21 protein-coding genes and 1 tRNA gene are annotated in these 26,087 nt (G+C 68.7%); 12 read left to right on the top strand and 10 right to left on the bottom strand.

Annotated features, from left to right (window positions below; translation table 11 throughout):
* Nucleotides 1–395 (bottom strand): hypothetical protein (locus tag CU044_RS39245; RefSeq protein ID WP_205124118.1); only part of this gene is annotated, 395 nt, incomplete at its 3' end.
* Between the two features lie 74 nt (nt 396–469).
* Between CU044_RS39245 and CU044_RS29510 the strand changes: the two genes are divergently transcribed.
* From CU044_RS29510 to CU044_RS29465, 10 genes are all read left to right on the top strand, one after another.
* Nucleotides 470–1,216 (top strand): hypothetical protein, encoded by a 747-nt coding sequence (locus CU044_RS29510; protein WP_129771810.1) that lies wholly within the window; start codon nt 470–472, stop codon nt 1,214–1,216.
* 35 nt (nt 1,217–1,251) lie between these two features.
* The gene (locus tag CU044_RS29505; RefSeq protein WP_129771809.1) at nt 1,252–2,448 is read left to right on the top strand and encodes a phage tail protein; all 1,197 of its coding nucleotides are present in this window, start codon (nt 1,252–1,254) and stop codon (nt 2,446–2,448) included.
* Nucleotides 2,445–3,773 carry a tape-measure protein gene (locus CU044_RS29500; RefSeq protein WP_193564107.1) on the top strand — a complete coding sequence of 443 codons (1,329 nt, stop codon included), beginning with the start codon at nt 2,445–2,447 and terminating at the stop codon, nt 3,771–3,773. The genes CU044_RS29505 and CU044_RS29500 overlap by 4 nt, the downstream gene beginning before the upstream one ends.
* A gap of 70 nt (nt 3,774–3,843) precedes the next feature.
* Nucleotides 3,844–4,791 carry a phage tail domain-containing protein gene (locus tag CU044_RS29495; protein WP_129771808.1) on the top strand — a complete coding sequence of 316 codons (948 nt, stop codon included), beginning with the start codon at nt 3,844–3,846 and terminating at the stop codon, nt 4,789–4,791.
* Between the two features lie 190 nt (nt 4,792–4,981).
* Nucleotides 4,982–6,181 carry a hypothetical protein gene (locus tag CU044_RS29490; protein ID WP_129771807.1) on the top strand — a complete coding sequence of 400 codons (1,200 nt, stop codon included), beginning with the start codon at nt 4,982–4,984 and terminating at the stop codon, nt 6,179–6,181.
* A gap of 8 nt (nt 6,182–6,189) precedes the next feature.
* A complete protein-coding gene (locus tag CU044_RS29485) occupies nt 6,190–7,347 on the top strand; it encodes a hypothetical protein (protein WP_129771806.1) in 1,158 nt (385 codons plus the stop codon).
* A 4-nt stretch (nt 7,348–7,351) separates the two neighbouring features.
* Nucleotides 7,352–8,065 carry a hypothetical protein gene (locus tag CU044_RS29480; protein ID WP_129771805.1) on the top strand — a complete coding sequence of 238 codons (714 nt, stop codon included), beginning with the start codon at nt 7,352–7,354 and terminating at the stop codon, nt 8,063–8,065.
* Between the two features lie 96 nt (nt 8,066–8,161).
* Nucleotides 8,162–9,622 carry a phage tail protein gene (locus tag CU044_RS29475; RefSeq protein WP_129771804.1) on the top strand — a complete coding sequence of 487 codons (1,461 nt, stop codon included), beginning with the start codon at nt 8,162–8,164 and terminating at the stop codon, nt 9,620–9,622.
* 172 nt (nt 9,623–9,794) lie between these two features.
* Complete coding sequence (locus CU044_RS29470; RefSeq protein ID WP_129771803.1) at nt 9,795–10,712, top strand: peptidoglycan-binding protein; 918 nt, start codon at nt 9,795–9,797, stop codon at nt 10,710–10,712.
* On the top strand, nt 10,709–10,972 hold the full coding sequence (locus CU044_RS29465) for a hypothetical protein (protein ID WP_129771802.1): 264 nt from the start codon (nt 10,709–10,711) through the stop codon (nt 10,970–10,972). Before CU044_RS29470 ends, CU044_RS29465 begins: the two co-directional genes overlap by 4 nt.
* A gap of 154 nt (nt 10,973–11,126) precedes the next feature.
* Here the strand turns inward: CU044_RS29465 and CU044_RS29460 are convergent, their stop codons facing one another.
* The 9 genes from CU044_RS29460 to CU044_RS29415 all read right to left on the bottom strand — a co-directional run bounded on the left by CU044_RS29460 (nt 11,127) and on the right by CU044_RS29415 (nt 23,448).
* Entirely contained in the window at nt 11,127–15,041 is a 3,915-nt protein-coding gene (locus tag CU044_RS29460; protein ID WP_129771801.1) for a DNA-directed RNA polymerase subunit beta', read from the bottom strand.
* Between the two features lie 125 nt (nt 15,042–15,166).
* Entirely contained in the window at nt 15,167–18,649 is a 3,483-nt protein-coding gene (gene rpoB, locus CU044_RS29455; protein ID WP_129771800.1) for a DNA-directed RNA polymerase subunit beta, read from the bottom strand.
* A gap of 590 nt (nt 18,650–19,239) precedes the next feature.
* Nucleotides 19,240–19,623, bottom strand: coding sequence for a 50S ribosomal protein L7/L12 (gene rplL, locus CU044_RS29445; protein ID WP_030351422.1), 384 nt, complete (start codon nt 19,621–19,623; stop codon nt 19,240–19,242).
* Between the two features lie 84 nt (nt 19,624–19,707).
* Entirely contained in the window at nt 19,708–20,268 is a 561-nt protein-coding gene (rplJ, locus tag CU044_RS29440; protein ID WP_129771799.1) for a 50S ribosomal protein L10, read from the bottom strand.
* Nucleotides 20,269–20,614: 346 nt separating this feature from the next.
* The gene (gene rplA, locus CU044_RS29435) at nt 20,615–21,337 is read right to left on the bottom strand and encodes a 50S ribosomal protein L1 (RefSeq protein ID WP_129771798.1); all 723 of its coding nucleotides are present in this window, start codon (nt 21,335–21,337) and stop codon (nt 20,615–20,617) included.
* Nucleotides 21,338–21,419: 82 nt separating this feature from the next.
* Nucleotides 21,420–21,854: a 50S ribosomal protein L11 gene (gene rplK, locus CU044_RS29430; RefSeq protein ID WP_030351419.1), complete on the bottom strand. Its 435-nt coding sequence runs from the start codon at nt 21,852–21,854 to the stop codon at nt 21,420–21,422.
* A 190-nt stretch (nt 21,855–22,044) separates the two neighbouring features.
* Nucleotides 22,045–22,911: a transcription termination/antitermination protein NusG gene (gene nusG, locus CU044_RS29425; protein ID WP_129771797.1), complete on the bottom strand. Its 867-nt coding sequence runs from the start codon at nt 22,909–22,911 to the stop codon at nt 22,045–22,047.
* 71 nt (nt 22,912–22,982) lie between these two features.
* Complete coding sequence (gene secE, locus CU044_RS29420) at nt 22,983–23,267, bottom strand: preprotein translocase subunit SecE (protein ID WP_030351417.1); 285 nt, start codon at nt 23,265–23,267, stop codon at nt 22,983–22,985.
* Nucleotides 23,268–23,375: 108 nt separating this feature from the next.
* Nucleotides 23,376–23,448 (bottom strand) — tRNA-Trp (locus CU044_RS29415).
* A 237-nt stretch (nt 23,449–23,685) separates the two neighbouring features.
* Here CU044_RS29415 and CU044_RS29410 point away from each other — a divergent pair.
* Nucleotides 23,686–24,912 carry a pyridoxal phosphate-dependent aminotransferase gene (locus CU044_RS29410; protein ID WP_129771796.1) on the top strand — a complete coding sequence of 409 codons (1,227 nt, stop codon included), beginning with the start codon at nt 23,686–23,688 and terminating at the stop codon, nt 24,910–24,912.
* Between the two features lie 117 nt (nt 24,913–25,029).
* Nucleotides 25,030–26,076, top strand: a complete 1,047-nt coding sequence (locus tag CU044_RS29405; RefSeq protein ID WP_129771795.1) for an adenosine deaminase — start codon at nt 25,030–25,032, stop codon at nt 26,074–26,076.
* The last annotated feature ends 11 nt before the right edge of the window (nt 26,077–26,087 follow it).

Genomic DNA, 26,087 nt, shown 5'->3' with positions numbered 1-26,087 from the left:
GACACCAGCATGACGACAAACAGGCACTGAGCGACAATCCCCATGTACCGCGATTGCCGCGAGTGCAGATACTGCACACCCTCCGCCCGTTGCGGATTTTCGGGGTCAAATATGATCTGCAACTGCTGCCCGACCCTCGGCGGCGGCTTCGGCGCCCTCACCTGAACACGGACGTGTTCGCCCGGCCAGGGTTGAAACAAGCAGTTGACGCGGATAACCGTGGCGCCTCCCCGGTACAGGCGTTCTTCACATACCGCGGTCGCTTCCACCCCTGTTGCGCGAAGGGATCTCCCCTTTCGCTGCAGGGGGTATGCGAGCAGCGCATATAACCCCACGAAAAAGGCGAGCACGAGAATCAGGTTCGAGAATCCCGAAATGTCCGGAATTGACAGCACGAAAACCCCCCACACTCGATGTCGAGTTTTGATCACACAGCATACACGGAAACTCCACATCCTGGAGGCATCAGATGCCCGAGGAGTACGTGACAGAGCGTGCCCTGGAAGCCCGTCTCGCACAGAAGGATGTGGCCAACGCCGCAGGGGGCTACGCCACACACGCCGAGACGTCCGAAGCCATCAAAGGAGCGATCGAAGGATACGAAAAGGAGAAAAAGAAAGAGGAGGATGAATTCAAATGGTTCTCGGACTGGAAAAACTGGGTTCCAACAGAGTTCAATGCGATCAAGAGCGAAATCACCGCACTGAAGGCGGAGTTCGTCCCGTTCAACGCCACTCTTCCGTCATTCTTCAGCCTTGAAGAACTGGTCAAGAATAAACTTGACCTCGAATACGGTGATTCTGGCTTCTTGCGAAGGCGTGCGCTCCAGCCCGGCGCGGACGACCCGACCGCGCCGGGCGGAACGGGCGAACCCGCCAGTGGGGCCACCCCTCCCCCCGCGCTTCCCGCACCCCCCACGAATGATCCGTCCCCCCAAGGGAGCACTCAACAAGGCACCCCCGCCCCGACCCGGGTCTCAAGCGAGCCCGCTGCTCGGGGCACCGGCTCCCGAGGTACCGGCTCCCGAAGCAGTGGCGGGCGAAGCAGTGGCGGGCGAACACCGGGCCCGACAACCGCACAGTTGCGGCAGCAGGAGGACCAGGCTCGCCGGACCCGTGACGCGATGAGCCGCATGGATGCCGCGGCGCGCCCCGCGGCCGACGGGGTGCGCCGCGTCACTGCCGCGGTGAACGACCTGGACCGCAACCTCGGTTGACACACCCATCCGCCATCAATGGAATCTGGTGAGCCATGTCTCTAGTGAGCTCTCTCGGGAGAGCCTCGTCATCTCTGAAGGACTTTCAGAGCAAGGCCCAGAACGCCGGCCGCGCCGCCGGAAGCCTGCAGGGCGGCGCCAGTGCCGGTCAGCGGGGACTGAAGCAGCTCAAGGACTCGTCCCAGAGCGCCACCCGGGAGCTGAACAGCCTCAAGACCGCCGCCGACCGGGCCGAGAAATCGGTGAGCGGCGCGGGCAAGGCGGGGCAGACCGGTGGGACGCAGATCGGGCGGTTCAAGACCGGGGCCGACAACGCCTCCAAGGGCATGGGCGGCCTGAACAAGTCCATGAAGGGCAACTTCATCGGCACCCTGCTCAGCCTGCTCGCGCCCCTCATCGAGAAGGTCGTCGACATGGCGACCAAGTCCAAGACCATGCAGAAGGTCCTCAACGTCGCCTTCGACGCGATCAAGAAGGTCATCAGTACGGTCATGAAGGCCGTCGGGCCGATCATGCAGAAGGCCGGCGCTCTCATCAAGAAGGTCTGGGACGGCGTCAAGAAGGCCGTCTCGACCGTCGTCAAGGCCGTCAGCTCCGTCATCTCCACGACGTTCAACGCGATCAAGAAGACCATCACGACGATCATGAACGGCGTCAAAAGCGTCGTCTCCAGCGTCTGGAACGGCATCAAGAGCGTCATCACCCCGGTCGTGAACTGGATCCGGGATGTGGTCCCCAGGGCCTTCAGCGCCGTCAAGGACAAGCTGTCCAGCGTCTGGGGCGGGCTCAAGGACATCGCGGGCAGGGCGTTCGACAAGATCAAGGGCGCGGTACGCGGGCCGGTCAACGCCGTCATCGATCTCATCAACTCCGCCATCGGCAGGCTCAACGGCATCAAGGTCTCGGTCCCCGGCTGGGTCCCCCTCGTCGGCGGCAAGACCTTCGGCATCCGTCTGCCGACCATCCCGCGCCTCGCCCAGGGCGGCATCGTCCAGCCCCGCAGCGGCGGCGTGCATGCCATCGTCGCCGAGGCGGGCGAGGCGGAGGCTGTGCTTCCGCTGTCCAAGCTGGACCGGCTGCTGCGCCACACCGCCCGGCAGGGCCGTACCGCCTCCCTCGCCGGCGGCGGCGGGGGCGCCGGCTTCAGCATCGAGAACTACTACGAGGCGCCCACCAGCGACCTCCAGTCGACCGCCGCGGCGCTGATGTTCCTGTCCAAGGCCCGCGGATGAGTGCCGCGACCGCCACGCCAGGTTCGCTCACGCCCGGTTCGCTCACGCCAGGTTCGCTGAATCCTCTCGCGGGCGTGGACCGTGCGCTGCGCGGTTTCCGTGACCAACTGGAGCAGGTGTCCCGTTCGTTCGCGGCCGTCCTCGGCGGGGTGAAGCAGGCCGACTCCGCCGCCGCCCGGGTCACGTCCGGGGCCGACCCGGCCGGGGCCGCGCTGCGGCAGTTCGGTACGGGTACGACGCCGACCGCCGCGGCCCTGTCCAAGGCGGGCGGTTCCGCCGGCACGGCCGCGACCCGGATCCGTACCGGCGGCGGCAAGGCCCGCGCCGTCACCGCCCCGCTCACCTCGCTCGCCTCCGGTTCCACCGCCTTCGGCGCGGCCGCCGGGCCGCTCGGCAAGGCCTCCGGAACGGTCTCCACGTTCATGACCGTCTTCGGCGGAGCGCTCACCGTCGCGGCCGGCGCCACGACCGCCGTGAACGTGGCCATGCGCGCCAACCCGATCGGGTTCCTGATCGGCCTGATCGTGCCGGTCGCCGGATTCCTGATCGAGTACGCGCTCACCACCCAGACCGGACAGCGCGTGACGCGGCAGGTCTTCGACGGCGTGCTGAAGGGCTTCCAGGAGATCGGGAAGTTCCTCGGCCCGGTCGTCCAGGGCCACGCGACCGTCATCTCGGCCTACTTCTCGGCCGTCCGTACCGTCGTCACCACCGTGCTCAAGGTCATCGGCGCGCTCGTGACCGGGAACTTCGGCGCCGCGGGCAGGACCATCGGCTCGGCCACCCGGGCCGTCACCGGGCTCGTCAAGAAGGCGTGGAACGGCTTCCGGTCCGTCATCCAGCCCGTCCTGGACTGGATCACCCGGAAGATCCCCGACATGTTCACCCGGGTACGGGACGCCATGTCCCGCACCCTGCACGGCATCGGCGACTTCCTGACGACCGGGATGCAGATGCTGCTGAGCGTCGTCAAAGGCCCGCTGAACGGCCTGATCGCCTTCGCCAACTGGGTCATCGACGGCCTCAACAGCCTCAGCTTCAGCATTCTCGGCAAGAAGTTCGGCGTCCATCTCGGCAAGATCCCGCAGCTGGCCGCGGGCGGCGTCGTCCTGCCCGCCAGGGCCCCGGGAGGCGCGGGCTCGGTCCTCCCGCTGTCCGCGCTCGACCGGCTCGCGCCCGCCGAGGGGACGAAGGAGCCGTACGGATCAAGCGCGCCGTACCGCGTCCCCGGCCGTACCGACCTGCACGCGTACCGCGAAACCAGGGGCAGCAGCCCGCTCGCCATCGCCGAGGACCTGCTCTTCCTGCACCGGACCGCGGCATGAGCGAAGCGGCGGGACAGCCTTCCACCGCCGCCCGAAAGCCGCCCGAGAGTGAAGTGAGGTGAACGGCCTGATGGCCGAGACCACGAACCCCAACCCGGACGACACGTCCCCCGGCTCACTGATCACCCGCGACGGGCAGATCCAGTGGGCCGGCCTTCTGATGGGCCCCGGCACACCGTACGAGATCGACCGCACCGGCATCACCGGCTGGGACGATCTCCCCGAGCTCAACACCGGCGACGTCCCCCGGCCCGACCAGCACGGCTCCTGGCCCGGTGCCCGCTGGGCCACGTCACGGGTCATCGGTACGACCGTATGGCTGCTGCCCGAGACCATCGAGCGGGCCGGAGCCACGGCCGCCGCCTTCCGCGCGGCCACCGGCCCCGACGGCGGAGAACGCTGGCTGGCCGTCCGGCTGCACGGTGAGACCCTCGCCGTCCTGGCCCGGATCAGCCGCCGCGTCGTCCCGCAGGACCGCGGCTACGTGCGGTCGGGCACCTCGAAGATCAGCCTCCAGTGGACCGCCACCGACCCCCGCCGCTACGGCACGGTCCAGCATCGCGCCAGTACCGTACTGCCCTCCCCCGAACCCGGGCTGAACTGGCAGGACACCACACGGGACACCTCGGGCGACGGTCTGCGCTGGCCGCTCGACTGGGGCGCGACCGGGGTGGCGGGCGCCCTCACCGCGGCCAACGCGGGAGACGCCCCGGCCCACCCGGTGGTCCAGTTCCGCGGCCCGGTACGGCGTCCCGCCCTGACCCGGCTGTCCGACGGGCGGCAGCTCCAGTACGACATCGTGCTCGGCGCCGGCGACGTACTCACCGCCGACACCGACGCGGGCACGGTCCTGCTCAACGGCACGGCCTCCCGGCTGTACACCGCGGCCCCCGGCTCCGTCCCCGAACAGCTCTTCCAACTGGACCCCGGGGAAACGGAGTTGGCGTTCCGCTCCGATGACACCACTTCCGACGCGCGGGCCTCGGCCACCGTGCTGTGGCGCGACACCCACTGGTGATCCCGGCCGGGACGAGAGCCACGGCCCGCACCACCGGCCCGTGTCCACGGCCCGCACCACCGGCCCGCACCTCCGGCCCGCACCACCGCACCTTCGCCAGCGCCCCCGCACGCGCACCCGCCCCCACGCCCGCACCACCACCCGAGTCAACTCGCCACCACCCAAGGCAACTCGCCCCCTGGAGGACCCCATGCCCGTACGCAGCGCGTGGCTCATCAACCGCACCGACTCCGAATCCGGCCAGTCCCGTGCCGACACCCGGCTCTCCCCCACCGGCACCATGGCCCCCACCGGCGCCCTCACCTCCCAGAGCGGTGTCATCCCCGGCTCCCAGGGCGGCTCGGAGCTGATGGACGCCCTGTACGTCTACGGCGCGGCGGCCGGTATGACCGCGATGGTCAGCCCGGGACGCGCCGTGATCCAGAGCTACGGCCCGGCCGGCGCCTACCCGGTCGTCGTCACCGACCACACCCCGGTCACCTTCGCGGACGGTGACGCGGGCAATCCCCGCCTCGACCTCGTCGTCCTGGCCGTCCGGGACGGCCAGTTCGACTCCTCGGGCCGTACGGAAGCCGTCCTGGAGGTGATCCAGGGCGTGCCGGCCGGTACGCCCGAGGCGCCGCGCGTCCCCGACGCCGCGCTGCCGCTGGCCCGGGTCACCGTCCCGGCCGGTGCGTCGGCCGGCACCGGCGGCCTCGACTGGTCCACCGCCCTCTACGACCTGCGCGACACAACCGTCGCCGTCGGCGGCATCCTCGCCGAGAGCTGGAACCGCGAGGTGAACGGCGGTTACGTGGGTCAGTACCGGGACACCGGAAGCCAGTTCCAGCGCTGGGACGGCCGCCGCTGGTCCGGCTACCCCCAGCAGCTCGGCGGTATCGCCCCGCAGGGCGCGCTGGCGGCCGGCGGGTACACCGGCCAGTACCGCGACGAGGGCGGGCGGCTCGAACGATGGGACGGCGCGGTGTGGCAGCGGGCGGTGCCCGGCTCCGCGTTCGCGTCCCACAGCGACGGCGGCTACTGCAAGACCACGACCTGGAGCGAATCGGTCACCGATACGACGGGACCGGTGGTCACCACCTCCTTCACCGTGCCGGTCTCGGGCGCGGTCCTGGTCACGGTGGGCTTCCTCGGCAACACCCAGCTCGACGGCCAGTGGGCCCGGATGGGCGCCGTCATCCGCAAGAACGGCGCCGTGGTGCTGGCCGCCGACGAGACCCGCTCCGCCACGGTCTCGACCAGGAACGCGACGAGCGTGTCCACCGTCTTCCGGGTGACCGGGCTCCAGGCGGGGGTCGTCCACACCGTCACCACCGCGCACATCTCCTCGGCCACCACCAGCAACGCCTGGTTCGACAACCGGTTCGTCCGCGTCGACCCGGTGCTGTGAGCCGGGCGATGACGACACCGACGACACCGACCAGGCCCAACAGACCGAACGCACCGAACACACCGAACACACCCGCCACACCGGTCTACCGGGCGCTCTTCTGCGATCTCCGCACCGACCAGGTGATCGACGTCCTCCCGCTCACCGAGACGAAGTTCGACGACTACATCGGCAAGCCCGGCTCGCTGACCGCCACCATCCCGCTGCCCGGCCCCGCGCTCGCCCAGCGGGCCCGCCTCGCGCTCCAGCCCGGCCGTACCGCGGTCTGGCTGGAGCGGGACGGTGACATCTGGTGGGGCGGGGTGCTGTGGACCTGTACCCCGCAGTCCGACGAGCAGGGCCGGATGAAGGTGCAGTTCCAGGCCGGCACGTTCGACTCGTATCTCGACCACCGGATCCTCTCCGGGGACCTGCTCGGTACGGCGACGGACCAGTTCGACATCGTCCGTACGCTGATCGGGCACGCCCAGGAGCAGCCGGGCGGCGACATCGGCATCAGCGCGGGGCCCGAGCTGTCCGGGGTGGTGCGGAACTACTCGTACGGTTACTCCTCCCTCGCCCGGATCCGTGAACTCATCGATCAGCTGGCTCAGTTGGCCGACGGCTTCGAATGGCGGGTGCACTGCCACCGGGACGCCCAGGGCCGCCGCGTCAAGCGCCTGCAACTGGGCAGCCCGGCCATCGTCACCGGCCACACCGATCTCGTGCTGGACCAGCCGGGCACGGTGATCTCGTACAACCTGCCCGCCGACTCGACCGTGCAGGCCAATGTGTGGGTGGCCCGGGGCGAATCGGCCAACACCGACCAGTCCCAGGAGTCCCTGCCGCTGACCGTACGGGCGGAGAGCGCCGAGGACATCGCGGAGGGCTGGCCCCGGCTGGAGTCCACCTCCGACCACAGCTCCGTCCAGGACGAGGCGGTACTCGCCTCCTTCGCCCGCGCGGAACTGGCCCGCCAGCGCAGGCCCGAGGTCATCCCGGAACTCACCGTACGGATGGACGGCCGGGTCACCCCCGCCCTGCTCGGGGCGCGGATCCGGCTACGGCTGCACGATCTGTGGCACCCGAAGGGGTCCGACCACCGGTACCGGATCGTCGGCCTTGCCGTCACCCCGCCCCAGCGCACCGCGTCCGAGACGGCCACGCTCTATCTGGAAGAGGTGTGACGCCGTGGCGATCATCCCCACCGATCTGCTGGACCGCATCCGCGACCTGGAGCGACAGGTGCGTGCCCTGATGGGCAGCGCCAACACCAGTCCGCCGATGAACCAGATCATGAACGGCGATGTGGTCATCGGGGAGGGCGGCCGGCTGCGGGTGCGCACCGCCCGCGACGAGGATCTGCTCTACCTCGGCCGCGTGCAGCCGGACCGCGACGAGCGGACACCGCAGCAGGGCCTGGTGGTACGGCGGGACGACGGTTCGCTGGCGCTCACCGTATGGACCGGCGCGCCCGACACCCTGCCCGTCCAGCCCGTCCAGATCCTCGACCGCAGGGGCAATGTGGTGATGGCCGACGACGCCACCCACCAGGGACTGGCCCGCCCGTACATCCCGTATCCGCTGCCCGTCGCGGCCGGGACCGGCAGCTGGGAATCCACCGGCGCGGTCGACTTCACGACGCTCTACCGGGGGCCCGGCATCGTCCAGCACCCCCGGCTGCACTGCCGGGTGGCGGCCACCGGACCTGAGGGCGCGGAGCTGCGGCTGCTGGCCGACGGCGCGCAGGTGGGGCCGCTGGGCGGACCCGAAGGGCTGGAGTTCACCGCACTGCTCGACGTGGAGTACGGCTCCACCGTCACCTTCGAGGTACAGGCCAGGGTGGCGACGGCCGGCGGCACCGTGCGGTGCAAGCCGCTCGCGCTCTACGGCATCCAGTCCTGACGACTTCCCTTCGACTTCCCCATAGCCCAGAGGCCCAGAGGCCCAAAGGCCCAAAGGCCCAGAGCCCAGAGCCCAGAGCCCAGAGGAGGCACTTCCGTGCTGCCCGAATCCATTCCCACGGTGCGCGTCAGCGCGCGCTATCTCGCCCCGGACGGCCGCCCGCTGACCGGAACGGTCGAGTTCCGGCCGCCCGCGCTGCTCACCCATGCCGACGCCGACCTCTTCCTCGGCGGCCCCACCGTCGCCACCCTGGACGGGGAGGGCAGGCTGCTTCTCGTCCTGCCCGCCACCGACGGCCCCGGCTGGAACCCGGCCGAGTGGACGTACACCGTTGTCGAGAAGCTCACCGGCCTCTCGCCGTCCCGCACCTACCAGATCGTGCTGCCCACCGCCCGGCCCGCGGTCGATCTGGCCGATCTGGCACCGGCCGACCCCAGCACGCCGAACTATGTGGCGGTGACGGGCCCGCCGGGACCCGCGGGCGAGCCGGGACCGCCCGGGGTGCGGGGCGAGCCCGGCTCGGTGCACTCGGTCAACGGGCACACCGAGGGCGTCATCGTCCTCTCCGCGACCGACGTCTCCGCCGTACCCGCCGATACGGTCGGCAAGCCGGGCGGCCTGGCGACCCTCGGCACCGACGGACTGGTGCCGAAGACGCAGCTGCCGACCGGCAACGGCGCGGCGGTGGCCTCCGTCAACGGACGTACCGGAGCGGTCGTCCTGGAAGCCGCCGACGTGGGCGCGCTGACCCAGACCGCGGCCGACACCCGCTATCTGGGCATCGCCGCGGCGCCCGTGACCTCCGTGAACGGGCGTACGGGAGCGATCTCCCTGGCCGCCGCGGATGTCGCGGCGGCCGCCGCCGACGAGGCGGTGCTGCTCACCGGGGACCAGGCGGTGGAAGGGGCCAAGACCTTCGCCGTCCCGCCGTCCACCGCCGTCAACCCGGCGGGCGCCAACCAGCTCGCCAGGCGCGGCTACGTGGACGCGGTCTCGGCGGCGGGCACATGGTCACCGGCCTCGATGGGCTTCAGCGGCTGGGCGTTCGACCCGGCGGCCAGCTCCGCCGACGTGGCCCAGTACTGCATCAACGGCTGGCTCTATCTGATCGGCATCCCACTGCACGCGGCGGCCACCATCACCAAGGTCGTCTTCTACTGCCCGGGTTACGTGGGCGGCAAGCTCAGCGCCACCTCCTTCGCCGGGCTCTACACCGGCGCGGGCCAGCGCGTGGGCACCGTGACCCCGACCCTGGACAAGCTGATCCCCGCCACCGAGGGCCAGACCGTCATGGGCACGCTGGACAAGGCGTACACGGCGGCGGCCGGCAACTACTACGTCGCCCTGCTCGTCAACGGCCCGGCCGTGAAGACGGACGGCCCCGCCTTCATGGTCGGCGGCGCGATGGGCAAGACCCCGGGCGGCAGCGCCCGGATGCCCGGGGCCTTCATCCGGCACGGACGGCTGTCGAGTACGGGCGTGACCTCCCTGCCCGCGTCCTTCACCGCCGCCAATGTGGTCGCCGACTCCAACGCGATCTGGGCCGCCCTGGCCTGACCGTCGCGACACCCCCGCCGTCGTGACACTCCACCGTCGCGATGCCCCGCCGTCGCGACGCCCCGCCGTCGCGACGCCCCGCCGTCGCGACGCCCCCGCGCCCGTCCGTACGGGCGGGCGCGGGGCCCGTCCCCCTGTCTCCCGTCCCCGTACCTCCGGAAGGAGATCCTCCATGGCCACTCCCCTGACCGCCGACCGGTTCGTCGCCGCGCTGCGCGCCGAAGGCGTACGCGTCATCGAGCACCGGTCCTGGCGTACCCACAACCGCGATCACAAGGGCGCCTGGGGCCCGCTGCACGGTGTGATGATCCACCACACGGTCACCCGGGGCAGCGCCGCGTCGGTCCAGCTCTGCTACGACGGCCACGCCGCACTGCCGGGGCCGCTCTGCCACGGCGTGATCGACAAGGACGGCACCGTCCACCTGGTCGGCCACGGCCGCGCCAACCACGCGGGCCTCGGCGACGACGACGTCCTGCGCGCCGTCGTCGCGGAGAGCGCCCTGCCCTCGCCCGGCGAGAACAACACCGACGGCAATGCCCGCTTCTACGGCTTCGAATGCGTCAACCTCGGCGACGGCGCGGACCCCTGGCCGGCGGCGCAGCTGGACGCCATCGAGCGCGCCTCGGCGGCGCTCTGCCGCGCCCACGGCTGGACGGCGCCGTCCGTCATCGGCCACAAGGAATGGACGAACAGCAAGATCGACCCGCGTGGTTTCACCATGGCCTCGATGCGCGCCCGTATCGCGAAACGGCTCGCCTCCCCGCCCTCCGGAAGCCGCCCCGCGCCCACTCCCCCGTCCCCCGCTCCCGCGCCGAAGCCGGTCTTCGAGCCGTTCCCCGGCGCGCAGTACTTCGTCTCGCGCCCCACCTCCGCGCTCATCACCGCCATGGGCAGACGCCTGGTCGCGGAGGGCTGCTCCGCGTACACCGAGGGCCCGGGACCACGCTGGACCGACGCCGACCGCCGCTCGTACGCGAAGTGGCAGCGCAAGCTCGGCTACGCGGGCCCCGACGCCGACGGCATTCCGGGCCGCGTCTCCTGGGACGCGCTGAAGGTCCCGCGTACCACCCGGCGGGACCGCCCATGACGGAACCGGTACGGTCCGATCCCGCCTGGGTGGCGCTGGAACTGGAGCGGCTGCGCGGCACCATGGAGGCCGGCTTCGCCCGCGCCGACGGCTCCCTCGCGCTCCTGGTCCAGCGCAGTGACCAGAGCGACAAACAGCTCGCCGACCACGAGGAGCGGCTGGACGCCCTGGAGCGCTCCCGCTGGCCGCTCGCCAGCATCGCCGCGCTGACGGCGGTCTCGACGGTCGCGCTCACCGCCTGGCAGCTCACGGCACGCTGAAACGGAATCGGAAACTCGAAGGAACCCCGGGACCCGGCACCCGGGACCCGGCACCCGGGACCCGGCACCCGGCACCCGGCACCCGGCACCCGAAAACGAAACGCCGAAGGGCGGCCACCCCGTACAGGATGGCCGCCCTCCGTTCGCTCACGCCTTACTGGTTGTACGGACCGTAGTCGTAGTCCTCCAGCGGAACGGCCTGGCCGGAGCCCGTGCCGAACGGCGAGTAGTCGATGTCGTCGTAGCCGACGGCCGAGTACATCGCGGCCTTGGCCTCCTCGGTCGGCTCGACCCGGATGTTGCGGTAGCGGGACAGACCCGTACCGGCCGGGATGAGCTTACCGATGATGACGTTCTCCTTGAGGCCGATCAGGGAGTCCGACTTGGCGTTGATCGCCGCGTCGGTGAGGACCCTGGTCGTCTCCTGGAAGGACGCCGCCGACAGCCACGACTCGGTGGCCAGCGACGCCTTGGTGATACCCATCAGCTGCGGACGGCCGGAGGCCGGGTGGCCGCCTTCCGTGACCACACGACGGTTCTCGGTCTCGAACTTCGAGCGCTCCACCAGCTCGCCCGGCAGCAGCTCCGCGTCGCCGGACTCGATGATCGTCACGCGGCGCAGCATCTGCCGGATGATGATCTCGATGTGCTTGTCGTGGATCGACACACCCTGCGAGTTGTAGACCTTCTGGACCTCGCCGACCAGGTGGACCTGGACCGCGCGCTGACCGAGGATCCGCAGCACGTCGTGCGGGTTGGTGGCACCCACGGTGAGCTTCTGGCCCACCTCGACGTGGTCGCCCTCGCCCACGAGCAGACGGGCACGCTTCGAGATCGGGAACGGAGTCTCGTCGCTGCCGTCGTCCGGGGTGACGACGAGCTTCTTGGTCTTCTCGGTCTCCTCGATACGGACGCGGCCCGCCGCCTCCGAGATCGGGGCGACACCCTTGGGCGTACGGGCTTCGAAGAGCTCGACGACTCGGGGCAGACCCTGGGTGATGTCGTCACCGGCCACACCACCGGTGTGGAAGGTACGCATCGTCAGCTGGGTACCGGGCTCACCGATGGACTGGGCGGCGATGATGCCGACCGCCTCACCGATGTCGACCAGCTTGCCGGTGGCCAGCGAGCGGCCGTAGCAGAAGGCACAGGTGCCGACCGCGGACTCGCAGGTCAGGACCGAGCGGGTCTTGACCTCCTCGACCCCGGCGGCCACGACGGCGTCGATCAGGACATCGCCCAGGTCGACATTTGCCGGCGCGATGACCTTGCCGTCGACGACGACGTCCTCGGCGAGCATCCGCGCGTACACGGACGTCTCGACGTCCTCCGCCTTGCGCAGCACACCGTCGGCGCCGCGCTCGGCGATCCGCAGCTTCAGACCGCGGTCGGTGCCGCAGTCCTCCTCGCGGATGATCACGTCCTGCGAGACGTCCACCAGACGACGGGTCAGGTAACCCGAGTCGGCGGTACGCAGGGCGGTGTCGGCCAGACCCTTTCGGGCACCGTGCGTGGCGATGAAGTACTCCAGCACGGACAGACCTTCACGGAAGGACGCCTTGATGGGACGCGGGATCGTCTCGTTCTTGGCGTTGGACACCAGACCACGCATACCGGCGATCTGACGCATCTGCATCATGTTTCCGCGCGCACCCGAGTTGACCATCATGGAGACGGGGTTGGTCTTCGGGAAGTTCGCGTTCATCGCCTCGGCGACCTCGTTGGTCGCCTTGGTCCAGATCGCGATGAGCTCCTGCGTGCGCTCGTCCTTGGTGATCAGACCGCGCTCGTACTGCTTCTGGACCTTGTCGTCCTGCGCCTCGTAGCCCTGGACGATCGCCTTCTTCGCCTCGGGCACGATGATGTCCGAGATGGCGACGGTGACACCGGAACGGGTCGCCCAGAAGAAGCCGGCCGCCTTCAGGTTGTCGAGCGTCGCCGCCACGATGACCTTGGGGTACCGCTCGGCCAGGTCGTTGACGATCTCGGAGAGCTGCTTCTTGCCCACCGTGTAGTCGACGAACGGGTAGTCCTCGGGCAGCAGCTCGTTGAAGAGCGCGCGGCCCAGGGTCGTCCGCAGCCGGAACGGGTCGCCCTGCTGCCACGGCACCGCGGTGCCGTCCGTGTCGGCCTCCTCGGCGGCCGGCGGGGTCCAGCCGCGCGGCGGGATGGTGCCCACCGGGAAGCGGATGTCGACCTTCGCCTGGAGCGAGAGCTCACGGTTGTCGAACGCCATGGTCGCCTCGGCCGCGGAGCCGAAGGACCGGCCCGCGCCCTTGACCTCGCGCTCCTCCTCGTCCGTGGTGAGGAAGAAGAGTCCGAGCACCATGTCCTGGGTCGGCATGGTGACGGGACGACCGTCGGCCGGCTTCAGGATGTTGTTCGAGGACAGCATCAGGATGCGGGCCTCGGCCTGCGCCTCCGCGGAGAGCGGCAGGTGGACGGCCATCTGGTCACCGTCGAAGTCCGCGTTGAACGCGGTGCAGACGAGCGGGTGGATCTGGATGGCCTTGCCCTCGACCAGCTGCGGCTCGAAGGCCTGGATGCCCAGACGGTGCAGGGTCGGCGCACGGTTCAGCAGCACCGGGTGCTCGGCGATGACCTCTTCGAGCACGTCGTACACGACCGTACGGCCGCGCTCGACCATGCGCTTCGCCGACTTGATGTTCTGCGCGTGGTTCAGGTCCACCAGGCGCTTCATCACGAACGGCTTGAAGAGCTCCAGCGCCATGGCCTTCGGCAGACCGCACTGGTGCAGCTTGAGCTGCGGGCCGACGACGATCACGGAACGGGCCGAGTAGTCGACGCGCTTGCCGAGCAGGTTCTGACGGAAACGGCCCTGCTTGCCCTTGAGCATGTCGCTCAGGGACTTCAGCGGGCGGTTGCCGGGACCGGTGACCGGACGGCCGCGGCGGCCGTTGTCGAACAGCGCGTCGACGGCCTCCTGCAGCATCCGCTTCTCGTTGTTCACGATGATCTCGGGGGCACCGAGATCAAGGAGACGCTTGAGGCGGTTGTTGCGGTTGATCACACGGCGGTACAGGTCGTTCAGGTCGGAGGTCGCGAAGCGGCCACCGTCCAGCTGCACCATCGGACGCAGGTCCGGCGGGATGACCGGCACGCAGTCCAGCACCATGCCCTTGGGGCTGTTGCTGGTCTGGAGGAACGCGGAGACGACCTTGAGGCGCTTGAGCGCGCGGGTCTTCTTCTGGCCCTTGCCGGTACGGATGATCTCGCGGAGGCGCTCGGCCTCCTCGTCCAGGTCGAAGGACTCCAGGCGCTTCTGCAGCGCCGCGGCACCCATCGAACCGTCGAAGTACGTGCCGAAGCGGTCACGCAGCTCGCGGTAGAGCAGCTCGTCGCCCTCCAGGTCCTGGACCTTGAGGTTCTTGAAGCGGTTCCACACCTCGTCGAGACGGTCGATCTCGCGCTGCGCGCGGTCGCGCAGCTGCTTCATCTCACGCTCGGCGCCTTCGCGCACCTTGCGGCGCACGTCGGCCTTGGCGCCCTCGGCCTCCAGCTCGGCCAGGTCGGTCTCGAGCTTCTTGGCGCGGGCTTCGAGGTCGGCGTCACGCCGGTTCTCGACCTGCTGGCGCTCGACGGAGACATGCGCCTCCAGCGACGGAAGGTCGCGCGTGCGGCGCTCCTCGTCCACGAACGTGATCATGTACGCGGCGAAGTAGATGACCTTTTCCAGGTCCTTCGGCGCGAGGTCGAGCAGGTACCCCAGGCGTGACGGGACGCCCTTGAAGTACCAGATGTGGGTCACGGGCGCGGCCAGCTCAATGTGGCCCATCCGCTCACGGCGCACCTTGGCGCGCGTGACTTCCACGCCACAGCGCTCACAGATGATGCCCTTGAAGCGGACACGCTTGTACTTGCCGCAGTAGCACTCCCAGTCCCGGGTCGGACCGAAGATCTTCTCGCAGAAGAGTCCGTCCTTCTCGGGCTTGAGCGTGCGGTAGTTGATGGTCTCCGGCTTCTTCACTTCGCCGTGCGACCAGGTCCGGATGTCGTCCGCGGTGGCAAGGCCGATCCGCAGCTCGTCGAAGAAGTTGACGTCGAGCACTTGTCGTCAATCCCTCTTTCGGGGGTTCGAGCCCCTCGCGTCAGCGAGTAGATGGGGCACTTCAGCAATGGTCTGAACGGGTCCGGGGAGAGCCGGCCGGATACGGGATCCGGCCGGCGAACCCGTCAGACCTCTTCGACGCTGCTCGGCTCGCGCCGGGACAGGTCGATACCGAGCTCCTCCGCCGCGCGGAAGACGTCCTCGTCCGTGTCACGCATCTCGATGGACATACCGTCCGAGGACAGCACCTCCACGTTGAGGCAGAGCGACTGCATTTCCTTGATGAGCACCTTGAAGGACTCGGGAATGCCGGGCTCGGGGATGTTCTCGCCCTTGACGATGGCCTCGTAGACCTTCACGCGGCCGGTCACGTCGTCGGACTTGATCGTCAGCAGCTCCTGGAGGGCGTACGCGGCGCCATAAGCCTCCAGCGCCCACACCTCCATCTCGCCGAAGCGCTGGCCGCCGAACTGGGCCTTACCACCCAGCGGCTGCTGGGTGATCATCGAGTACGGGCCGGTCGAACGCGCGTGCAGCTTGTCGTCGACCAGGTGGTGGAGCTTGAGGATGTACATGTACCCGACCGAGATCGGGTCCGGGAACGGCTCACCGGAGCGGCCGTCGAACAGGTGCGCCTTGCCGGACGGCTGGACCATCCGGTTGCCGTCGCGGTTCGGGATCGTCGCCTCGAAGAGACCCGAGATCTCGTCCTCACGGGCACCGTCGAAGACCGGGGTGGCGACGTTGGTGCCGGCGGCGACCTCGTCGGCGCCGATGACCTTCAGCCGCTCCATCCAGTCCTCGCTGCCCTCGACCTTCCAGCCCTGGCTGGCGAGCCAGCCGAGGTGGATCTCCAGGACCTGACCCGGGTTCATTCGGGACGGGACACCCAGCGGGTTGAGGATGATGTCGACCGGGGTGCCGTCCTCCAGGAACGGCATGTCCTCGATCGGCAGGATCTTCGAGATGACGCCCTTGTTGCCGTGACGGCCGGCGAGCTTGTCACCGTCGGTGATCTTGCGCTTCTGCGCGACGTACACGCGAACCAGCTGGTTCACGCCCGGCGGCAGCTCGTCGCCCTCCTCGCGGTCGAAGACCCGTACGCCGATGACCTTGCCGGTCTCGCCGTGCGGCACCTTCAGCGAGGTGTCACGGACCTCACGGGCCTTCTCACCGAAGATCGCGCGGAGCAGCCGCTCCTCCGGGGTCAGCTCGGTCTCACCCTTGGGCGTGACCTTGCCGACCAGGATGTCTCCGGCGACGACCTCGGCACCGATCCGGATGATGCCGCGCTCGTCGAGGTCCGCGAGGACCTCCTCCGAGACGTTCGGGATGTCCCGGGTGATCTCCTCGGGGCCCAGCTTGGTGTCACGGGCGTCGACCTCGTGCTCCTCGATGTGGATCGAGGAGAGGACGTCGTCCTGGACCAGCCGCTGGCTGAGGATGATCGCGTCTTCGTAGTTGTGGCCCTCCCACGGCATGAACGCCACGAGGAGGTTCTTGCCGAGCGCCATCTCGCCGTTCTCGGTCGCCGGACCGTCGGCCAGAACCTGGTCGGCGATGACCCGGTCGCCCTCGTTCACGACAACCTTCTGGTTGACCGAGGTGCCCTGGTTCGAGCGGGAGAACTTGTGCAGGCGGTACGTGGTGTACGTGCCGTCGTCGTTGGCGGTGGTGATGTAGTCCGCGGAGACCTCCTGGACCACACCGTCCTTCTCCGACTTGAGTACGTCACCGGCGTCGACGGCGCAGCGGTACTCCATGCCGGTGCCGACGAGCGGCGCCTCGGACTTGATCAGCGGAACGGCCTGGCGCATCATGTTCGCGCCCATGAGGGCACGGTTGGCGTCGTCGTGCTCCAGGAACGGGATCATGGCGGTCGCGACCGACACCATCTGGCGCGGGGAGACGTCCATGTAGTCGACGTCGTCACCGGGAACGTAGTCGACCTCTCCGCCACGACGGCGGACCAGGACGCGGGCCTCCTCGAACCGGAACTCGTCACTGAGCGGCGCGTTGGCCTGCGCGATGACGAACCGGTCCTCTTCGTCGGCCGTGAGGTAGTCGACCTCGTCGGTGACGACGCCGCCGGTGACCTTGCGGTACGGCGTCTCGATGAAGCCGAACGGGTTGATCCGTCCGTACGAGGCGAGCGAGCCGATCAGACCGATGTTCGGGCCTTCAGGGGTCTCGATCGGACACATGCGGCCGTAGTGCGACGGGTGAACGTCACGGACCTCGAAGCCGGCCCGCTCACGGGACAGACCACCCGGGCCGAGCGCGTTGAGCCGGCGCTTGTGGGTGAGACCCGACAGCGGGTTGTTCTGGTCCATGAACTGGGACAGCTGGCTGGTGCCGAAGAACTCCTTGATGGAGGCGACGACCGGCCGGATGTTGATCAGGGTCTGCGGCGTGATCGCCTCGACGTCCTGGGTGGTCATGCGCTCGCGCACGACACGCTCCATACGGGCGAGACCCGTACGGACCTGGTTCTGGATCAGCTCGCCGACGTTGCGGATACGGCGGTTGCCGAAGTGGTCGATGTCGTCGGTCTCGACCATGATCGAGGTGCCGTTCTCACCGACCGTCTCGGTCTCCCCGGCGTGCAGCTTGACCAGGTACTTGATGGTCGCGATGACATCGTCCGTGGTGAGCACGCCGGCGTCCAGCGGCTCGTCCGCGCCGAGCTTCTTGTTCACCTTGTAGCGGCCGACCTTCGCGAGGTCGTAGCGCTTCGGGTTGAAGTAGAGGTTCTCCAGCAGCGTCTGAGCGGCCTCGCGCGTCGGGGGCTCGCCCGGACGCAGCTTGCGGTAGATGTCGAGCAGCGCGTCGTCCTGGCCCTGGGTGTGGTCCTTCTCCAGGGTGGCGCGCATGGACTCGTACTCGCCGAACTCCTCCAGGATCTGCTCGGTGGTCCAGCCGAGAGCCTTGAGGAGGACGGTCACGGACTGCTTGCGCTTGCGGTCGATGCGGACACCGACCATGTCGCGCTTGTCGATCTCCATCTCCAGCCAGGCACCCCGGGACGGGATGATCTTGGCGGAGAAGATGTCCTTGTCGGACGTCTTGTCGATCGACGAGTCGAAGTAGACACCCGGCGAGCGGACGAGCTGGGACACCACGACACGCTCGGTGCCGTTGATGACGAAGGTGCCCTTGTTGGTCATGAGCGGGAAGTCGCCCATGAAGACCGTCTGGGACTTGATCTCGCCGGTCTCGTTGTTGGTGAACTCGGCCGTGACGAAGAGCGGGGCGGCGAACGTGAAGTCGCGCTCCTTGCACTCGTCGATGGAGTTCTTGGACGGCTCGAAGCGGTGATCGCGGAAGGTCAGCGACATCGACCCGGAGAAGTCCTCGATCGGGGAGATCTCCTCGAAGATCTCCTCCAGACCTGACTTCCTGGGGACGTCCTGCCCACTCTCCAGAGCCGCCTCGACACGAGCCTTCCAAGCGGCGTTACCGAGCAGCCAGTCAAAGCTCTCGGTCTGCAGCGCCAGGAGGTTCGGAACCTCGAGGGGCTCCTTGATCTTTGCAAAGGAGATGCGCAGCGGGGCGGTGCTGGCACCGTTGTTCGTATTCGTGGTCGAGGCGTTGCGCGAGGCGGCCAAGAGGGGGTCCTTCCGAGGGCTCGGACTCACTACGCGCGTACCGGTCCCAAGCGGGGCACGGAGGGGGAAAGCCCTGGTCAGGGCCGTTCACTCACCGATGCTCTTGCGAGGGGGTGCCCCTGGTGACGGGCAGGGAGCAGCTAACAGGCAGCGCAAAGGGTCAGTGTAGCCACTTGGCACACTGATGTCCAGACCGGGTTTTCCGACACCCTCGTTTTTCTCAACACCCTTGTCTCAACTGCGGCAACTCAACTGCGTCAAGCCTCGCGCCGTAGGCGCACATCGATACTGCCCTCTTCGCCGTCGATCCATGCCTCGGATGCGGATCGATTGTGACGACGCGTCCTGAGAATTGCGCGCTGCGTGCGGTTCGTCAAGGCCCCCCACCCCACGCGGAAGGTCACGGGGCGTACGGAAGCACGGCGATGATCACGATACTCGCCGCGCGCCGAAGAGCAAGGCAGCCCCCACGAGCACGCGAAAGGGCGACCACCCGACTGGGTGATCGCCCTTCGCGTCAACATCGCGCCTCGCGGCGCCGAGACTGCCTCCGTACGCCTACAGGCGGCCGGTGACGGACTCGTACGGGGTCACTTGACCTCGACGGAGGCGCCGGCGGCCTTGAGGGACTCGGCGGCCTTGTCAGCGGCCTCCTTGGCGACCTTCTCGAGGACGGGCTTCGGGGCGCCGTCCACGAGGTCCTTGGCCTCCTTGAGGCCCAGGGAGGTCAGCTCACGCACGACCTTGATGACCTGGATCTTCTTCTCGCCGGCACCCGTGAGGATGACGTCGAACTCGTCCTGGACCTCTTCGGCCTCGGCGGGGGCGCCCGGGGCACCGGCGACCGGCGCGGCGACCGCGGCGGCGGCGGTGACGTCGAACTTCTCCTCGAACGCCTTCACGAACGCGGAGAGCTCGATGAGGGTCATGTCCTCGAACTGCGCGAGCAGGTCTTCCTGGCTGAGCTTCGCCATGATGGCGGTCCTTCCACTAATTCGGCTGGTGCCGTATGTACAGTTCCGCGGGCGTACCGGCCCGCTGCGACCGAGCGAGCGTGATTACTCGGATTCGGCCTCGGCGGGAGCCGGCGTACCGGCACCGCCCTGCTCTTCCTTCTTGACGCGAAGCGCTTCCGCGGTGCGGACGAACTTCGACGGAAGCGCCTGGAAGAGCGAGGCAGCCTGCGACTGCTTGCCCTTCATGGCACCTGCCAGCTTGGAGAGCAGAACCTCGCGGGACTCGAGGTCCGCGAGCTTCTTGATCTCATCGGCGCTCAGCGCCTTACCATCGAGGACGCCGCCCTTGATGATGAGATTCGGGTTGTCCTTGGCGAAGTCACGAAGACCCTTCGCCGACTCCACCGGGTCACCGGTGACGAAGGCAACCGCCGTCGGACCCGCGAAGAGGTCGTCCAGCGTGTTGATCCCGGCCTCGTTGGCCGCGATCTTGGTCAGCGTGTTCTTCACCACGGCGTACTGGGCGTTCTCACCGAGAGAACGACGCAGCTCCTTGAGCTGCGCCACGGTGAGACCCCGGTACTCGGTCAGCACGGCGGCGTTCGAGCTGCGGAACTTGTCCGTCAGCTCGGCTACCGCGGCAGCCTTGTCGGGCCTTGCCATGAGCGTCGGCCTCCTTCCGGGTGATGAGGACCGCTCAGAAGGGGCTGGGCAAAACGAAACGCCCCGGCGCAGGCGCACGGGGCGTAGCTCGACCGAATGGAATCCGGGAGCTGTCCACAGTCACCTGCGCAGGTCGTCCGCAGCTAGCGGATCCTTCGGCCGCCGCACCCTCTTACGAGCACACGGCAACGACCAGCGGTCTTTGGCTTCCGGGGAAGACTACGGGAAGGACACGTCGCGTGCCAAATCGTCCGGACGGGACCGTACGGACAAAGCCGGTCCCCGCGCCTCCGGAGAGGCGCGGGGACCGGCTTTCGTACGCGAGACCCGCGGGCCGCCGTCAGTGTCAGACGGAGGCCGGGTCCTCCTCGACGAGGAGGTTGCGGGTGCGGTTGGCGTCCAGCGGGATGCCGGGGCCCATCGTCGTGGCCAGGGTCGCCTTCTTGATGTAGCGGCCCTTGGCGGCGGACGGCTTGAGACGGAGGACTTCCTCCAGCGCCGCGGCGTAGTTCTCGACCAGCTTCGTCTCGTCGAAGGAGACCTTGCCGATGATGAAGTGCAGGTTCGAGTGCTTGTCGACGCGGAACTCGATCTTGCCGCCCTTGATGTCGTTCACAGCCTTGGTGACATCGGGGGTGACGGTGCCGGTCTTCGGGTTCGGCATCAGACCACGCGGGCCGAGGACGCGGCCGAGGCGGCCGACCTTGCCCATGAGGTCCGGGGTGGCGACGACGGCGTCGAAGTCCAGACGGCCCTTCGAAACCTCGTCGATGAGTTCGTCGGCGCCGACGATGTCGGCGCCCGCGGCACGCGCGGCCTCGGCACGGTCACCGGTCGCGAAGACCAGGACCCGGGCGGTCTTGCCGGTGCCGTGCGGAAGGTTCACGGTGCCACGGACCATCTGGTCGGCCTTGCGCGGGTCGACGCCCAGCCGCATGGCCACCTCGACGGTGCCGTCGAACTTGGTGGTGGTGGTGTCCTTGGCGATACGGACCGCCTCGAGCGGGGCGTACGTACGCTCCCGGTCGATCTTGGCGTCCGCGCCGCGGAGAGCCTTGCTGCGCTTCACTTCGTCTCCTGGTGGTTCATCAGGTGTGGAGGTCGTGGTCCGGGCCGCGCATGGCCCTGCCACTGGGGCTTGCCCGGCTGGGTCAGCCCTCGACCGTGACGCCCATGGAACGGGCGGTGCCGGCGATGATCTTCTCGGCGGCGTCCAGGTCGTTGGCGTTCAGGTCGGGCATCTTGGTGGTGGCGATCTCGCGCACCTGGTCGCGGGTGAGCTTCGCGACCTTCTTGACGTGCGGCTCGCCTGAGCCCTTGTCCACGCCCGCGGCCTTGAGGATCAGCTTGGCGGCCGGCGGCGTCTTGGTGATGAAGGTGAAGGAGCGGTCCTCGTAGACCGTGATCTCCACCGGCACGACCATGCCACGCTGCGACTCGGTCGCGGCGTTGTAGGCCTTGCAGAACTCCATGATGTTGACGCCGTGCTGGCCCAGCGCGGGGCCGACCGGCGGAGCCGGGTTGGCCGCGCCGGCGCTGATCTGGAGCTTGATAAGCCCCGTGACCTTCTTCTTCTTGGGAGGCATTGCTCTCTCCGGGTCCTAGTGAGAGTTTTCAGCCAGCCGTCCGGTCATCCGGATGGAGGCATACCGCACAACGATAACGGGTATAGCTGCGCGGCCAAAAACCGACAGGTCAGACAGCTGTATGAGCCTGTCTGACCTGTCGGAAGCTGCTGTCGCGGGCGGGCGCCGAGGCGCACACCGCCCGCTGGGCTCAGTTCTTCTGGATCTGGTCGAAGCTCAGCTCGACCGGGGTCTCGCGGCCGAAGATCTCGACCAGGCCCTTGACCTTCTTCGAGTCGGCGTTGATCTCGTTGATGGTCGCCTGGAGCGTGGCGAACGGACCGTCGGTGACGGTGACCGAGTCGCCGACCTCGAAGTCCAGCACCTGGACCTCGACCTTGCGGGACGGAGCGGGCTTGCCCTCGGCCTCCGCGGCCTCACGGGCGGCCTTCTCCTCGGCCTCCGGCGCGAGCATCTTGACGATCTCGTCCAGGGTCAGCGGGTACGGGTCGTAGGCGTTGCCCACGAAGCCGGTGACACCGGGGGTGTTGCGGACGACGCCCCAGGACTCGTTCGTCAGATCCATGCGCACCAGGACGTAGCCCGGGAGCTTGTTCTGGCGAACGTTCTTGCGCTCGCCGTTCTTGATCTGGACGATCTCTTCCTCGGGGACCTCGGCCTGGTAGATGAACTCCTCGACGTTCAGCGAGACGGCGCGCTGCTCCAGGTTGGCCTTCACGCGCTTCTCGTAGCCCGCGTAGGTGTGGATCACGTACCACTCGCCGGGCAGCCCTCGGAGTTCCTCACGGAGGGCGGCGACCGGGTCGGCGGGAGCCTCGGGCTCTTCTTCGGCCTCGTCCTCGTCCGCGTCGGCGGCGGACTCGTCGGTGCCGTCCTCCGCGGGGTCGTCCTCGTCGTCCTCGATGTGGAGCGCGGCTTCCTCGGCCGGCTCGCCCGCGGCGACATCAGCGGCTTCGGCCTGGTCTGGCTCGACAGCGTCCGCCGCCTCGACGATGCCGGTCTCGTCCTCGTGGGACTCCACCGACTCGCTGGCGTCGTTCAGTTTCGGGTCAGACACGGTGGCTGCTTCTTCCTGGCTCAATGGGTGGAACACGCGAAAGGGGCGCCGCGCGGGGCGCCCTCGCGGGATCAGCCGAAGACGTACTTGATTGCTTGCTGGAAGCCATAGTCAATCACGGTCACCAAACCGATCATGACGACGACGAAGACAATCACCACGGTGGTGTACGTAGTCAGCTGGTTGCGAGTCGGCCAGACGACCTTGCGCAGCTCGGCGACGATCTGACGGTAGAAGAGCGCGAGACGGCCCAGAGGGCCCTTCTTGCCGCGCTTGCCGCCCTTGCGGGGCTTCTTCGACTCGGCGGACTCGTCGTCAGCATCAGGCTTGTCGATGGAGCCCACGGCGTCCGTCACGCTCTCTCACCTGATTCCGGGTCGTGGCCGTGCCGCGCCCGGGGGAGCCGCACGGCGATGCATTCAATGTACGTACATGCGCACACATCCTGGCGAAGATGTGTGTAGCAGGGCCGGAGGGACTTGAACCCCCAACCGCTGGTTTTGGAGACCAGTGCTCTACCAATTGAGCTACGACCCTTTGCGTTTTCCCCAACCTACCGCATCCGACCGGATGCACGGAGTGCCCGGTACGGACCTGGTGGCTGAGGGCCAACGACGAGTGAGTGTACGTGGTCGCGGCCCCCGCGTCGAACAGCTTCCCCCACGACGGTCGCGGTCCGCGTCCCGCGCGGCGGTCTTTCTTCTCCGTCCACCCATGTGTCCACCCAGCGAAACCTGTGTGCCAGGGAGGTTTCGGGTCTGGGACCATGGGCCCATGAGCGCTGCAATCCCTCCGACCGAGCGCCGGGTCTCCGCCCGTATCGGCGCGATCTCCGAGTCCGCGACCCTGGCCGTGGACGCCAAGGCCAAGGCACTGAAGGCAGCCGGGCGTCCGGTGATCGGCTTCGGCGCCGGCGAGCCCGACTTCCCGACGCCCGGCTACATCGTCGAGGCCGCTGTCGAGGCGTGCCGCGACCCCAGGTACCACCGCTACACGCCGGCCGGGGGGCTCCCCGAGCTCAAGGCCGCGATCGTCGCGAAGACGCTGCGCGACTCCGGCTACGAGATCGAGCCCGCCCAGGTCCTGGTGACCAACGGCGGCAAGCAGGCGATCTACGAGGCGTTCGCGGCCGTCCTGGACCCGGGCGACGAGGTCATCGTCCCGGCTCCGTACTGGACGACGTACCCCGAGTCGATCCGGCTGGCCGGCGGTGTCCCGGTAGAGGTCGTGGCCGACGAGACCACCGGCTACCGCGTCTCCGTCGAGCAGTTGGAGGCCGCGCGTACCGAGCGTACGAAGGTCGTCCTCTTCGTCTCCCCGTCCAACCCGACGGGCGCCGTCTACAGCGCCGCCGACACCGAGGCCATCGGCCGCTGGGCCGTCGAGCACGGGCTGTGGGTGATGACGGACGAGATCTACGAGCATCTCGTGTACGGCGACGCCGCCTTCACCTCGCTGCCGGCCGTCGTGCCGGAGCTGCGCGACAAGTGCATCGTGGTCAACGGTGTGGCCAAGACCTATGCGATGACCGGCTGGCGTGTGGGGTGGATCGTCGGCCCCAAGGATGTCGTCAAGGCCGCGACCAACCTCCAGTCGCACGCGACGTCCAATGTCGCCAATGTCTCGCAGGCCGCGGCGATCGCCGCCATCTCCGGTGACCTCACCGCGGTCGCCGAGATGCGCGCCGCCTTCGACCGGCGCCGCCGGACCATCGTGCGGCTGCTGAACGAGATCGACGGCGTCGTCTGCCCGGAGCCGGAGGGTGCCTTCTACGTGTACCCGTCGGTGAAGGCCCTGCTGGGCAAGGAGATCCGTGGCAAGCGCCCGCGGACGTCGGTCGAGCTGGCCGCGCTGATCCTGGACGAGGCCGAGGTCGCGGTCGTCCCCGGAGAGGCGTTCGGTACGCCCGGCTATCTGCGGCTGTCGTACGCGCTCGGCGACGAGGACCTGGCGGAGGGCGTCGGCAGGCTCCAGAAGCTGCTGGGCGAGGCCACGGACTGACGTTCCCCCACCGACTCACATGAGTCGGTGCGCGGGCCCCCGGCTTACCGCCGGGGGCCCGTTTTTGCGTTCGGACAAGATCTCGATCGGGGAAAGTGGCTGCCGGTCGGCGCGAGCATGCGGCAGGATCTACGAATGGAGAGCACCACCCGCCCCCGCGACCTCAGCCTGCTGCCCAAGGCTCATCTGCATCTGCACTTCACCGGTTCGATGCGGCCCACGACGCTGCTCGAACTCGCCGACAAGTACGGCGTTCATCTCCCCGAGGCGCTGACCAGCGGCGAACCGCCCAGGCTGCGCGCGACCGACGAACGCGGCTGGTTCCGTTTCCAGCGGCTCTACGACATCGCCCGGTCCTGTCTGCGCACGCCCGAGGACATCCAGCGGCTCGTGCGCGAGGCGGCCGAGGAGGACGTACGGGACGGCTCGGGCTGGCTGGAGATCCAGGTCGACCCCACCTCGTACGCCCCCCATCTCGGCGGACTGATCCCGGCCCTGGAAGTCATCCTGGACGCCGTGGACACCGCGTCCAGGGACACCGGCCTGGGGATGCGGGTGCTGGTGGCGGCGAACCGTATGAAGCATCCGCTGGAGGCCAGGACCCTGGCCCGGCTCGCCGTCCGGTACGCGGACCGGGGGGTCGTCGGCTTCGGGCTCTCCAACGACGAGCGCCGCGGGATGGCCAGGGACTTCGACCGGGCCTTCGCGATCGCCAGGGACGGCGGGCTGCTCGCCGCGCCGCACGGCGGTGAGCTGACCGGGCCCGCGTCCGTACGGGACTGCCTGGACGATCTGCGGGCGGCCCGTATCGGGCACGGCGTCCGCGCGGCGGAGGACCCGAAGCTGCTGCGCAGGCTCGCGGAGCGCGGGGTGACCTGCGAGGTCTGCCCGGCCTCGAATGTCGCGCTGGGCGTCTACGAGAAGCCGGAGGACGTCCCGCTGCGGACGCTGTTCGACGCCGGGGTCCCGATGGCGCTGGGCGCGGACGACCCGCTGCTGTTCGGTTCGCGGCTGGCGGCCCAGTACGAGCTGGCCCGTCGGCACCAGGGCTTCAGCGACACCGAACTGGCCGAGCTGGCACGGCAGTCGGTACGGGGTTCGGCGGCGCCGCGGGAGGTACGGGAGAAGCTGCTGACGGGCATCGACGGCTGGCTGGCCGACTGACGCGCGGTTTA

Origin of the sequence: Streptomyces sp. L-9-10, from assembly GCF_004151105.1 — a bacterium.
In the GTDB taxonomy this organism is placed as follows: domain Bacteria; phylum Actinomycetota; class Actinomycetes; order Streptomycetales; family Streptomycetaceae; genus Streptomyces.
Note: the sequence above shows the minus strand (reverse complement) of the source record. Positions and strands in the feature narration are given on the sequence as shown.

What these genes read in the sequence shown, in the direction of transcription:
- CU044_RS29510 (WP_129771810.1), top strand. Translation starts at nt 470, where the DNA reads ATGCCCGAGGAGTACGTGACAGAGCGTGCCCTGGAAGCCCGTCTCGCA.
- CU044_RS29505 (WP_129771809.1), top strand. Translation starts at nt 1,252, where the DNA reads ATGTCTCTAGTGAGCTCTCTCGGGAGAGCCTCGTCATCTCTGAAGGAC.
- CU044_RS29500 (WP_193564107.1), top strand. Translation starts at nt 2,445, where the DNA reads ATGAGTGCCGCGACCGCCACGCCAGGTTCGCTCACGCCCGGTTCGCTC.
- CU044_RS29495 (WP_129771808.1), top strand. Translation starts at nt 3,844, where the DNA reads ATGGCCGAGACCACGAACCCCAACCCGGACGACACGTCCCCCGGCTCA.
- CU044_RS29490 (WP_129771807.1), top strand. Translation starts at nt 4,982, where the DNA reads ATGCCCGTACGCAGCGCGTGGCTCATCAACCGCACCGACTCCGAATCC.
- CU044_RS29485 (WP_129771806.1), top strand. Translation starts at nt 6,190, where the DNA reads ATGACGACACCGACGACACCGACCAGGCCCAACAGACCGAACGCACCG.
- CU044_RS29470 (WP_129771803.1), top strand. Translation starts at nt 9,795, where the DNA reads ATGGCCACTCCCCTGACCGCCGACCGGTTCGTCGCCGCGCTGCGCGCC.
- CU044_RS29465 (WP_129771802.1), top strand. Translation starts at nt 10,709, where the DNA reads ATGACGGAACCGGTACGGTCCGATCCCGCCTGGGTGGCGCTGGAACTG.
- rplL (WP_030351422.1), bottom strand. Translation starts at nt 19,623, where the DNA reads ATGGCGAAGCTCAGCCAGGAAGACCTGCTCGCGCAGTTCGAGGACATG.
- rplJ (WP_129771799.1), bottom strand. Translation starts at nt 20,268, where the DNA reads ATGGCAAGGCCCGACAAGGCTGCCGCGGTAGCCGAGCTGACGGACAAG.
- rplK (WP_030351419.1), bottom strand. Translation starts at nt 21,854, where the DNA reads ATGCCTCCCAAGAAGAAGAAGGTCACGGGGCTTATCAAGCTCCAGATC.
- CU044_RS29410 (WP_129771796.1), top strand. Translation starts at nt 23,686, where the DNA reads ATGAGCGCTGCAATCCCTCCGACCGAGCGCCGGGTCTCCGCCCGTATC.
- CU044_RS29405 (WP_129771795.1), top strand. Translation starts at nt 25,030, where the DNA reads ATGCGGCAGGATCTACGAATGGAGAGCACCACCCGCCCCCGCGACCTC.